This is a genomic window from Flavobacterium foetidum (assembly GCF_004634245.1).
GTDB lineage: Bacteria > Bacteroidota > Bacteroidia > Flavobacteriales > Flavobacteriaceae > Flavobacterium > Flavobacterium foetidum.
This window is the reverse complement of sequence record NZ_SJTF01000006.1, coordinates 47,982-60,307: the sequence shown is the minus strand read 5'-3', so window position 1 is coordinate 60,307 and position 12,326 is coordinate 47,982. Positions and strand designations below refer to the sequence as shown.

The following is a 12,326-nucleotide window of genomic DNA, read 5'->3' as shown; positions in this document are numbered from 1 at the left end:
ATCATTTTAAACGATAGAAAAAATGGCAGATTTGAAACAATTCGCAGAACAATTAGTTAACTTAACAGTTAAAGAAGTTAACGAATTAGCAACAATATTAAAAGACGAGTATGGTATCGAGCCTGCTGCTGCAGCTGTAGTAGTTGCTGCTGGTGGTGGAGAAGGTGCTGCTGAAGAAGCACAAACTGAATTTACAGTTGTATTGAAAGATGCTGGAGCTTCTAAATTGGCTGTTGTAAAATTAGTTAAAGAATTAACTGGTTTAGGTCTTAAAGAAGCTAAAGATGTAGTTGACGGTGCTCCTGCAAACGTTAAAGAAGGTGTTTCTAAAGAAGAGGCTGAAGGTCTTAAGAAAGCTTTAGAAGAGGCTGGAGCTTCAGTTGAGCTTAAATAATTAAACTAAGTTTAAGAACTAGGTTTAGGTCTTGAGTTAACGCTCAATGGCCTAAACCATTTTTCGTATAATAAAATACATTAAATTTTATTTACAAATAGTTTAAAATACAAAGAAGTTTTTGATCAATACGAAGAAAGAAAATTTAAATCGAATTTTATCGATTTTGTTTTTAAAGATGTATTGGTTACAAAAAGAAAGTATACATTAAACAGTGTGTTTTTACACAAAAATCTACTTTTTTTTAATCAAAATTTTGTCCATTGATGATAACAAATCAGACTGAAAGATTGAATTTTGCCTCTACAAAAAATATCCCTGATTATCCGGATTTTTTAGATGTTCAGGTTAAATCTTTTAAGGATTTCTTTCAATTAGAAACGAAATCTGACGAAAGAGGCAACGAAGGATTGTACAACACCTTCATGGAAAACTTCCCAATTACAGATACAAGAAATAACTTTGTATTGGAATTCCTAGATTATTTTGTTGATCCGCCACGTTATACAATTCAAGAATGTATAGAGAGAGGTCTTACGTATAGTGTGCCTTTAAAAGCAAGGTTAAAACTTTACTGTACAGATCCGGAACACGAAGATTTTGAAACTATTGTACAAGATGTTTATCTTGGAACAATTCCTTACATGACTCCTAGTGGTACTTTTGTTATTAATGGTGCCGAGCGTGTTGTAGTATCTCAATTACACCGTTCTCCAGGGGTTTTCTTTGGACAGTCATTCCACGCAAATGGAACTAAACTTTATTCTGCCAGAGTAATTCCTTTTAAAGGTTCTTGGATAGAATTCTCTACAGATATCAACAGCGTGATGTACGCGTATATCGATAGAAAGAAAAAATTACCTGTAACGACTTTATTCCGTGCTATTGGTTTTGAAAGAGATAAGGATATCCTTGAAATTTTCGACTTAGCTGAAGAAATCAAAGTTTCTAAAACAGGAATTAAGAAATATATTGGAAGAAGACTTGCTGCGCGTGTTTTGAACACATGGCATGAGGATTTCGTTGATGAGGATACCGGAGAGGTAGTTTCTATCGAACGTAACGAAATCATCCTTGATCGTGATACCATTATTGACAAAGATAATGTTGAAGAGATCATTGATTCTAACGTAAAATCTATTTTGTTGCACAAAGAGGATAATAACCAAGCTGATTATGCTATTATCCACAACACGTTACAAAAAGATCCAACTAACTCTGAAAAAGAAGCTGTAGAGCACATTTACCGTCAGTTGCGTAACGCTGAACCGCCTGATGAGGAAACTGCTCGTGGTATTATAGATAAATTGTTCTTCTCTGATCAACGTTACAACTTAGGTGAAGTTGGTCGTTACAGAATGAACAAAAAATTAGATTTAGATATCCCTATGGATAAGCAAGTGCTTACTAAAGAGGATATCATTACAATCGTAAAATATTTAATCGAGTTGATCAACTCTAAAGCAGAGATTGATGATATCGACCACTTATCAAACCGTCGTGTTAGAACAGTTGGTGAACAATTGTCTCAACAATTCGGTGTTGGTTTAGCACGTATGGCTAGAACTATTCGTGAGAGAATGAACGTTAGAGATAACGAGGTGTTTACACCAATTGATTTGATCAATGCTAAAACATTATCATCAGTTATCAACTCTTTCTTTGGTACTAACCAGTTATCTCAATTTATGGATCAAACGAATCCATTAGCGGAGATTACACACAAAAGAAGACTTTCTGCACTTGGGCCAGGTGGACTTTCGAGAGAGAGAGCTGGTTTCGAGGTTCGTGACGTTCACTATACTCACTATGGTCGTTTATGTCCGATTGAAACTCCTGAGGGACCAAACATTGGTTTGATTTCATCTCTTGGTGTTTATGCAAAAGTTAACGGAATGGGATTCATCGAAACTCCATACCGTAAAGTAACAGATGGTGTTGTTGATTTAGAAAGCGCGCCAATCTATTTAAGTGCTGAAGAAGAAGAAGGTAAAATGATTGCTCAGGCAAACATTGATATGGATGCTTCTGGTAAAATTACAGCTAGTAACGTTATTGCTCGTGAAGAGGGTGACTTCCCAGTTGTTGAACCAAGTTCAGTACATTATACAGACGTTGCTCCTAACCAAATTGCATCGATTTCTGCATCTTTGATTCCTTTCTTGGAGCATGATGATGCGAACCGTGCATTGATGGGATCAAACATGATGCGTCAGGCAGTTCCTTTGATCCGTCCTGAAGCACCAATTGTTGGTACAGGTTTAGAGCGTCAGGTAGCTTCAGATTCAAGAGTATTGATCAATGCTGAAGGGCATGGTACTGTTGAATATGTAGATGCTAACATCATTACTATTAAATACGACCGTACGGAAGAAGAAAGAATGGTAAGTTTTGATGCTGATGAGAAAACGTATAACTTAATTAAATTTAGAAAAACCAATCAAGGTACAAGTATCAACTTGAAACCAATCGTAAGAAGAGGTGACAGAGTTGTTCCTGGACAAGTATTGTCTGAAGGATACGCTACTCAAAATGGAGAATTAGCTTTAGGTAGAAACTTAAAAGTTGCGTTCATGCCATGGAAAGGTTACAACTTCGAGGATGCGATTGTAATTTCTGAAAAAGTAGTTCGCGATGATATTTTTACTTCTATCCACGTTGATGATTATTCATTAGAGGTTAGAGATACTAAGTTAGGAAACGAAGAGTTAACAAACGATATTCCTAACGTTTCTGAAGAAGCTACTAAAGACTTAGATGAAAACGGTATGATCAGAATTGGGGCAGAGGTTAAGCCTGGCGACATTTTGATCGGAAAAATTACACCAAAAGGAGAGTCAGATCCTACTCCAGAGGAGAAATTGCTTCGTGCTATCTTCGGGGATAAAGCGGGTGATGTAAAAGATGCTTCATTAAAAGCTTCTCCATCTTTACATGGTGTAGTTCTTGACAAAAAATTATTTGCAAGAGCCGTAAAAGATAAGCGTAAACGTACTCAGGATAAAGATGCTTTAGGCGCTTTAGAAATGGAGTTCGAAACTAAATTTGTTGAATTAAAAGACAGATTGGTTGAGAAATTATTCTTGATTGTTAACGGAAAAACATCTCAAGGTGTAATGAATGATTTGGGTGAAGAAGTTTTACCAAAAGGTAAAAAATATACTCAAAAAATGCTTTACGCAGTAGAAGATTTCGCTCACTTAAGCAAAGGTCAATGGGTTGCTGATGACGCTACTAATAAAATGGTTAATGATTTGATTCATAACTATAAAATTAAGCTGAACGACTTGCAAGGATCTTTAAGAAGAGAGAAATTCACTATTACAGTTGGAGACGAATTACCATCTGGAATATTGAAATTGGCTAAAATCTATATCGCTAAAAAGCGTAAGTTAAAAGTAGGTGATAAAATGGCGGGTCGTCACGGTAACAAAGGTATTGTTGCTAGAATCGTTCGTCATGAAGATATGCCTTTCCTTGAAGACGGAACACCGGTTGATATCGTATTGAACCCACTTGGGGTACCTTCACGTATGAACATTGGTCAGATTTATGAGACTGTATTAGGTTGGGCAGGTATGAACTTGGGTAGAAAATTTGCTACTCCGATCTTCGACGGTGCTTCTCTAGACGAAATCAATGCTTTGACTGATGAAGCTGGAGTGCCACGTTTCGGACATACTCACCTTTATGATGGTGGAACTGGAGAGCGTTTTGCACAAAAAGCGACTGTGGGTGTAATTTACATGCTTAAATTAGGACACATGGTTGATGATAAGATGCACGCACGTTCTATCGGACCATACTCGTTGATTACGCAGCAGCCACTTGGAGGTAAGGCTCAATTCGGAGGTCAGCGTTTTGGAGAGATGGAGGTTTGGGCACTTGAGGCTTATGGAGCTTCTAGTACGCTACGTGAAATCTTAACTGTTAAGTCTGATGACGTTATTGGTAGAGCTAAAACTTACGAGGCTATCGTTAAGGGTGAAACTATGCCAGAACCAGGTTTGCCAGAATCATTCAATGTATTAATGCACGAATTGAAAGGTCTAGGATTAGATCTTCGTTTGGAAGAATAATGTTTTAGTATTCAGTGTTCAGTATTTAGTAATCAGTGATAAACTGAACACTAAATTCTGAATACTGAACACTTTTTTTATAAAAGTTTTTAAAGATTTATACCCGTAACCCGTTCCGATTTTTTATAATAATGCAGGGCATTTTATAACTAGCACTTCAGATAAGAGTTTGAGGTTTAGAGAAGTAACCCGAGGTAAGCGCAATGATTAACTCTTTATTTTAAAGAGGAGGATTATGAAATCTAAAATCAATTTTTAACAGCAGTAAATCAATAGTAAAAACTATGATGAATAATAGAAACAATAAAGATAAGAATCCAGTAAAAAGATTTAACAAAATCTCTATTGGATTGGCTTCACCAGAATCTATCCTAAAAGAATCAAGAGGAGAGGTTTTAAAGCCAGAAACAATCAACTATAGAACTCACAAACCAGAGCGTGACGGACTTTTCTGCGAAAGAATCTTCGGACCAGTAAAAGATTTCGAATGTGCTTGTGGTAAGTATAAAAGAATTCGTTACAAAGGTATCATTTGCGACCGTTGTGGTGTTGAAGTTACTGAGAAAAAAGTACGTCGTGATAGAGTAGGACACATCAACCTTGTTGTGCCAATTGCTCATATCTGGTATTTCCGTTCTCTTCCAAACAAAATTGGTTATATCCTTGGTCTTCCATCTAAGAAATTAGATATGATCATTTACTATGAAAGATACGTAGTAATCCAAGCTGGTATTGCTAAAAATGCAGATGGAGAATCATTACAAAGATTAGATTTCTTAACTGAAGAAGAATATTTGAATATTTTAGATACTCTTCCGCAAGAAAACCAATATTTAGATGATTTAGATCCTAATAAATTTGTTGCCAAAATGGGAGCAGAGTGTATTATGGATTTATTAGCTCGTATTGACCTAGATGCTTTATCTTATGAATTAAGACACAGCGCTAACAATGAGACTTCTAAACAAAGAAAAACTGAGGCTTTAAAAAGATTACAAGTTGTGGAATCTTTCCGTGAGTCTAACGAAAACCGCGAAAACCGTCCAGAATGGATGATCATGAAAGTGGTTCCAGTTATCCCACCAGAGTTACGTCCGCTTGTGCCACTTGATGGAGGTCGTTTTGCAACTTCAGATTTGAACGACTTATACCGTCGTGTAATCATACGTAACAACCGTTTGAAGAGATTAATGGAGATTAAAGCTCCAGAAGTTATCTTAAGAAACGAGAAACGTATGTTGCAAGAATCTGTAGATTCATTGTTTGATAACACTCGTAAAGCTTCTGCTGTTAAAACAGAATCAAACAGACCATTAAAATCATTATCTGACTCATTAAAAGGTAAACAAGGACGTTTCCGTCAAAACTTACTTGGTAAACGTGTGGATTATTCTGCTCGTTCGGTAATTGTCGTTGGTCCTGAATTAAAATTATATGAGTGTGGATTGCCAAAAGATATGGCATCTGAGTTATACAAACCATTCGTTATTCGTAAGTTGATCGAAAGAGGTATTGTAAAAACAGTAAAATCTGCTAAGAAAATCATTGATAAGAAAGAGCCAGTAGTTTGGGATATCCTTGAAAATGTAATTAAAGGACACCCAGTATTACTGAACCGTGCTCCTACTTTGCACAGACTTGGTATTCAGGCATTCCAACCTAAATTAATTGAAGGAAAAGCGATCCAGTTACACCCATTAGTATGTACGGCATTCAACGCCGATTTCGATGGTGACCAGATGGCGGTTCACTTACCATTAGGGCCAGAGGCTATTTTAGAGGCACAATTATTAATGTTGGCTTCTCACAATATCTTGAACCCTGCAAATGGTGCTCCAATTACTGTACCTTCTCAGGACATGGTCTTGGGTCTATACTATATGACCAAAGAGCGTATTTCTACAGAAGATCACAAAATTATTGGTCAGGATTTGACTTTCTATTCTGCTGAAGAAGTAAATATTGCATTAAACGAAGGAAGATTAGAATTGAATGCTCGTGTGAAAATCAGAGCAAAAGATTTTAATGAGAACGGAGAATTAGTGTACAAAATCATCCAGACAACTGCTGGACGTGTATTATTTAACGAAGTAGTACCGGAAGCAGCTGGATATATCAACGATGTATTGACTAAGAAAAACCTTAGAGATATTATCGGACACATTTTAAGTGTGACTGATGTACCTACAACGGCAGCTTTCTTGGATAATATGAAAGATATGGGGTATAAATTCGCATTTAGAGGAGGTTTATCATTCTCTTTAGGTGATATTAGAATTCCAGAACAAAAAACGAAGTTAATTGCAGATGCCAGAGAGCAAGTTGAAGGTATCTCAACTAACTATAACATGGGTCTTATTACCAATAACGAGCGTTACAACCAAGTTATTGACGTATGGACTTCAGCAAATGCTCAGTTGACAGAGTTGGCAATGAAAAATATTAGAGAAGACCAGCAAGGTTTCAACTCTGTATATATGATGCTTGACTCTGGGGCGAGGGGTTCTAAGGAGCAGATTCGTCAGTTAACTGGTATGCGTGGTTTGATGGCTAAGCCTAAAAAATCTACTGCTGGTGGTGGTGAGATTATTGAAAACCCGATTCTTTCTAACTTTAAGGAAGGTCTTTCGATTCTTGAGTACTTCATTTCTACTCACGGTGCTCGTAAAGGTCTTGCGGATACGGCTCTTAAAACTGCCGATGCTGGTTACTTGACAAGAAGGCTTCATGACGTTTCTCAAGATGTAATTGTTAACATCGAGGATTGTGGAACTTTAAGAGGTGTTGAAGTTGCTGCCTTGAAGAAAAATGAGGAAATCGTAGAATCTTTAGGAGAGAGAATTTTAGGACGTGTTGCATTACAAGACGTAATTAATCCTCTTACCAACGAGATTATGGTTAGATCAGGTGAGCAAATTACTGAATCAATTGTGAAGACTATCGAGGCTTCTCCTGTTGAAAAAGTAGAAGTAAGATCTCCGTTGACTTGTGAAGCTTTAAAAGGTATTTGTGCTAAATGTTACGGTAGAAACTTAGCTACTGGTAAGATGACACAAAGAGGTGAAGCTGTCGGAGTTATTGCAGCTCAGTCTATTGGAGAGCCAGGTACACAGTTAACACTTCGTACGTTCCACGTTGGAGGGGTTGCTGGAGGTATTTCTGAAGAGTCAAGTATTGTTACAAGATTCGCAGGTAGACTTGAAATTGAAGATTTAAAAACAGTTAAAGGAGAAGACGGAGAAGGAAATTCTGTTGATATCGTAGTTTCACGTTCAACTGAGTTGAAATTAGTTGACGAAAAAACCGGAATTGTTTTAAATACACATAACATTCCTTACGGTTCTAGTATTTTTGTAAATGATGGTGACGTTGTTACTAAAGGAACTGTAATCTGTAAATGGGATCCATATAACGGTGTAATTGTTTCTGAGTTTACTGGTAAGATTGCTTACGAAGATTTAGAGCAAGGACAATCGTTCATGGTTGAAATCGATGAGCAGACTGGTTTCCAGGAAAAAGTAATTTCTGAGGCTAGAAACAAAAAATTAATCCCAACTTTATTAGTTTATGGTAAAGAAGGTGAATTGATTCGTTCTTACAACTTACCAGTAGGTGCACACTTAATGGTTGAAAACGGTGAGAAAATTAAAGCAGGTAAAGTATTAGTAAAAATCCCTCGTCGTTCTTCTAAAGCGGGCGATATCACGGGAGGTTTACCAAGAATTACTGAGCTGCTTGAGGCTCGTAACCCTTCAAACCCAGCAGTTGTATCTGAAATTGATGGTGTTGTATCTTTTGGTAAAATCAAAAGAGGTAACCGCGAGATCGTGATCGAATCTAAATTTGGCGAGGTTAAAAAGTATCTAGTAAAACTTTCAAGCCAAATCTTAGTACAAGAGAATGACTTCGTAAGAGCGGGAGTTCCATTGTCTGATGGTGCAATTACACCAGATGATATCTTAAGAATTCAAGGACCAGCTGCTGTTCAACAGTACTTGGTAAATGAAATTCAAGAGGTTTACCGTCTACAAGGGGTAAAAATCAATGACAAGCACTTTGAGGTTGTAATTCGTCAAATGATGCGTAAAGTTAAAGTTGAAGATCCAGGAGATACGCTATTCTTAGAAGATCAATTGATCCACACTAAAGACTTTATCCTTCAAAATGATAAGTTATACGGAATGAAAGTGGTTGAAGATGCTGGAGATTCTTCAGTATTAAAACCAGGTCAGATTATTTCTCCTCGTGAGCTACGTGACGAAAATTCATTATTGAAACGTACAGATAAAAATCTTGTTGTAGCAAGAGACGTAATTACTGCAACTGCAACGCCAGTTCTTCAAGGTATTACAAGAGCTTCGTTACAAACTAAATCATTCATTTCTGCGGCTTCATTCCAGGAGACAACGAAAGTACTTAACGAAGCTGCAGTAGCTGGTAAAGTAGATGACTTAGAAGGATTAAAAGAAAACGTAATTGTTGGACACAGAATTCCTGCGGGAACTGGTATGAGAGAATACGATAACACTATCGTAGGTTCTAAAGACGATTACAATGAAATGATGGCTAATAAAGAAGAATACATTTATTAATTAGGAAACTATGAGTAATCCGAAACAACAACAAGAGCAAATTAATATTGAGCTAGACGAAACTGTCGCAGAAGGAATTTATTCTAATCTTGCGATTATCAACCACTCATCATCTGAGTTTGTTTTAGATTTTGTGAGCATTATGCCAGGTATTCCTAAAGCCAAGGTAAAGTCAAGAATTGTTTTGACACCACAACATGCTAAAAGATTATTGAGAGCAATAGGTGAAAATATCCATCGATTTGAAGCCGCTCATGGCGAAATCAAAGAGACAGAGCAAGCGCCGATTCCGCTTAATTTTGGTCCTGCGGGACAAGCATAAATTTTTAAAGCCCCGTTTTTTTAAATGGGGCTTTTTTAATTTCAACAAACATGTATTTTAACGGATTAATCTTACTTTCATCGACTAAATTTAGCTGTATTTGTGAAATTGCTTAATTTGGAAAACTAAAAAAACAGGTTTGTTTTTTGTTGGATAAATTAATAGATTAGTAAGGTTGAATTAATTCAAATATTAGAAAGTGCCGATTCGTTTTGGCACTTTTTTTTATGTCAAAATTTAAAAAAGTTTCTTGGCTTCCCAACCTTTCGTATAAAAATGTTCTCTATACTAAATGTACGACTCAAATTATAGAAATTATGAAAAAGAAATTCACCCTAGAAATAGCAGATCCTTGTTCTGAAAATTTTGATAAAATGATTCCCAATGCTAAGGGGTCGTTTTGCAGTTCGTGTATGAAGAATGTAATTGATTTAAGCAAAAAAACGAATGCCGAAGTTGCCAAATTTATTGCAGAAAATAAGGATAAAAGCATATGTGCTCGATTAAAAACGACTCAACTGGAAGAAGAATTTGTGTACAATGAAACTTCAAAAATTAATAATCTAAGATATGCGGCTGTCGCAGCATCGGTTTTGCTGGCATCCAATCTTTCAGCTCAAGAAAAAGAAGTTGCCAAAACAGAAATAAACTGCCCAAAACCGAATCCTTACAAAGTAGGGAAAATAGCTTATCATCAAACTCGAAATCAAGAAGTTTCAGTAATCATAAAAGGAAAACTGTTAGAAGCAAAAACAAATAAACCATTTGATAAAGAAGCATATTCGAATTTAATGATTGCTTTTGATAACTCGCAAAATCCTGTGAAAGTAAATCCTAAAACAGGTGAATTTTCAACAGAAGCCAAACTTTTAAAGGATAGTAAAACGATAATGGTTACAATTACAGCCAATGATTATTATCTGACAAAAGAAATAGCTTTTGATGTAAAATCAGCTAAAAATAATGTTTTGGTAAAAAACATACTTATTGATGCAGAAGAGCTTAACAGAATTTATATCGCAGGAGGATTAGGAATTAATTATACCCGATAATAATAAAATTTACATTTTGGGGAATGTAAACAAAAAAGGCTGTCGCAATAAAATGGACAGCCTTTGTTTTTTTATTTAAAAGAATTAATCAAATTCGGAGGTAAAGAATAATTTCACAGTTGGATATTTACTTTGCGTCATTTGGATAGTAAAATCAGAATCAGCTAAGAATACTAACTGTCCGTATTTATCATGAGCTAAGAATTTTTGTTTGATACGCTTAAACTCTTTGAATTCCTCATTTTTAGCATCATCAGGTTTTACCCAGCAAGCTTTATGTACAGGGAAGTTTTCGTAAGTACATTTTGCTCCATATTCATGCTCTAAACGATATTGAATAACTTCATACTGAAGGGCTCCAACCGTTCCAATAACTTTACGATTGTTCATTTCTAGAGTAAACAACTGGGCAACACCTTCATCCATCAACTGATCAACACCTTTTTCTAATTGCTTCGCTTTCATCGGATCGGCATTGTTGATGTATCTAAAGTGTTCTGGAGAGAAACTCGGAATTCCTTTGAAACTCATGATTTCACCTTCTGTTAAAGTATCACCAATTTTAAAGTTTCCAGTATCATGAAGACCCACAATATCACCAGGATACGAAATATCTACAATTTCTTTTTTCTCAGCAAAGAATGCGTTAGGGCTAGAGAATTTTAGATTTTTCTTTTGACGAACATGATAATAAGGTTTGTTTCTTTCGAAAGTTCCAGAAACAATTTTGATGAATGCTAAACGGTCACGGTGTTTCGGATCCATGTTGGCGTGGATTTTGAAAACAAATCCAGACATTTTTTCTTCTGTCGGTTCAACTGTTCTAGTTTCAGAATCTTTTGCTCTTGGAGATGGCGCGATTGCAATAAAACAGTCTAATAATTCACGAACTCCAAAGTTATTCAAAGCAGAACCAAAGAACACTGGCTGAATTTTTCCATCCAAATAATCCTGCTGTTCGAATTTCGGGTAAACTTCATCAATCAGTTCTAATTCTTCACGAAGTTTGTTTGCCGCTTTTTCTCCCACAATTTTATCCAATTCTGGATTGTTCTGTACGTCAGAAAAAGCAATCGTTTCTTCAATATTTTTACGGCTGTCTCCACTAAAAAGGTTGATGTTTTCTTCCCAAAGATTATAAATTCCCTGAAAATCATAACCCATACCGATTGGGAAACTTAAAGGTGTGACTTTCAAACCAAGTTTTTGTTCAACTTCATCCATCAAATCGAAAGCATCTTTACCTTCACGATCCAATTTGTTGATGAAAACAATCATCGGAATGTTACGCATTCTACAAACAGCAACCAATTTTTCTGTTTGTTCCTCAACCCCTTTTGCAACGTCAATTACAACAATTACGCTATCAACGGCAGTTAAGGTTCTAAAAGTATCTTCAGCAAAATCCTTGTGTCCAGGAGTATCAAGAATATTGATTTTTTTGTCTTTATAATTAAAAGCAAGCACAGAAGTTGAAACCGAGATACCTCTCTGGCGTTCGATTTCCATAAAGTCGCTCGTTGCTCCTTTTTTTATTTTGTTGTTCTTTACAGCTCCAGCTTCCTGAATAGCCCCTCCAAAAAGTAATAGTTTTTCAGTTAAAGTAGTTTTACCGGCATCGGGATGCGATATAATTCCGAATGTTCTTCTGCGTTGTATTTCTTTTAAAAAACTCATATTTCGTATAAATAGGTTGCAAAAGTACTATTAATTACGGCGTAATAAAAATATTTCTTGGTTTGGTTTTCTTTCGGTTAGCTTGCAGAATTTACTTAAAAGCTGCTTTTTCTAGAGCAGCTATTTAAAATCTACTAACTGCTGGCGAATTTAATAGGCTCTCGCATAATTTTTTGTTAATACTATAGCTGATAGTTGTATTATGTAATT

Annotated in this window: 6 protein-coding genes; 5 read left to right on the top strand and 1 reads right to left on the bottom strand. The window is 36.0% G+C overall.

What is annotated here, in order from left to right; translation table 11 throughout:
- Positions 1-22: 22 nt before the first annotated feature.
- From rplL to E0W73_RS09390, 5 genes are all read left to right on the top strand, one after another.
- Positions 23-394 carry a 50S ribosomal protein L7/L12 gene (gene rplL, locus E0W73_RS09410; RefSeq protein ID WP_135221832.1) on the top strand — a complete coding sequence of 124 codons (372 nt, stop codon included), beginning with the start codon at positions 23-25 and terminating at the stop codon, positions 392-394.
- A gap of 266 nt (positions 395-660) precedes the next feature.
- Complete coding sequence (rpoB, locus tag E0W73_RS09405) at positions 661-4,473, top strand: DNA-directed RNA polymerase subunit beta (protein WP_135221831.1); 3,813 nt, start codon at positions 661-663, stop codon at positions 4,471-4,473.
- A 284-nt stretch (positions 4,474-4,757) separates the two neighbouring features.
- A complete protein-coding gene (gene rpoC / locus E0W73_RS09400; protein WP_135221830.1) occupies positions 4,758-9,065 on the top strand; it encodes a DNA-directed RNA polymerase subunit beta' in 4,308 nt (1,435 codons plus the stop codon).
- Positions 9,066-9,075: 10 nt separating this feature from the next.
- Positions 9,076-9,387, top strand: coding sequence for a DUF3467 domain-containing protein (locus tag E0W73_RS09395; protein WP_008466913.1), 312 nt, complete (start codon positions 9,076-9,078; stop codon positions 9,385-9,387).
- Between the two features lie 317 nt (positions 9,388-9,704).
- On the top strand, positions 9,705-10,439 hold the full coding sequence (locus E0W73_RS09390) for a hypothetical protein (protein WP_135221829.1): 735 nt from the start codon (positions 9,705-9,707) through the stop codon (positions 10,437-10,439).
- Positions 10,440-10,523: 84 nt separating this feature from the next.
- Here E0W73_RS09390 and E0W73_RS09385 read toward each other — a convergent pair whose 3' ends face one another.
- Positions 10,524-12,116: a peptide chain release factor 3 gene (locus E0W73_RS09385; RefSeq protein WP_135221828.1), complete on the bottom strand. Its 1,593-nt coding sequence runs from the start codon at positions 12,114-12,116 to the stop codon at positions 10,524-10,526.
- Positions 12,117-12,326 lie beyond the last annotated feature (210 nt).

Coding starts and splice junctions, on each gene's coding strand:
- rplL (WP_135221832.1), top strand. CDS start 23: ATGGCAGATTTGAAACAATTCGCAGAACAATTAGTTAACTTAACAGTT.
- E0W73_RS09385 (WP_135221828.1), bottom strand. CDS start 12,116: ATGAGTTTTTTAAAAGAAATACAACGCAGAAGAACATTCGGAATTATA.
- E0W73_RS09395 (WP_008466913.1), top strand. CDS start 9,076: ATGAGTAATCCGAAACAACAACAAGAGCAAATTAATATTGAGCTAGAC.
- rpoB (WP_135221831.1), top strand. CDS start 661: ATGATAACAAATCAGACTGAAAGATTGAATTTTGCCTCTACAAAAAAT.
- E0W73_RS09390 (WP_135221829.1), top strand. CDS start 9,705: ATGAAAAAGAAATTCACCCTAGAAATAGCAGATCCTTGTTCTGAAAAT.
- rpoC (WP_135221830.1), top strand. CDS start 4,758: ATGATGAATAATAGAAACAATAAAGATAAGAATCCAGTAAAAAGATTT.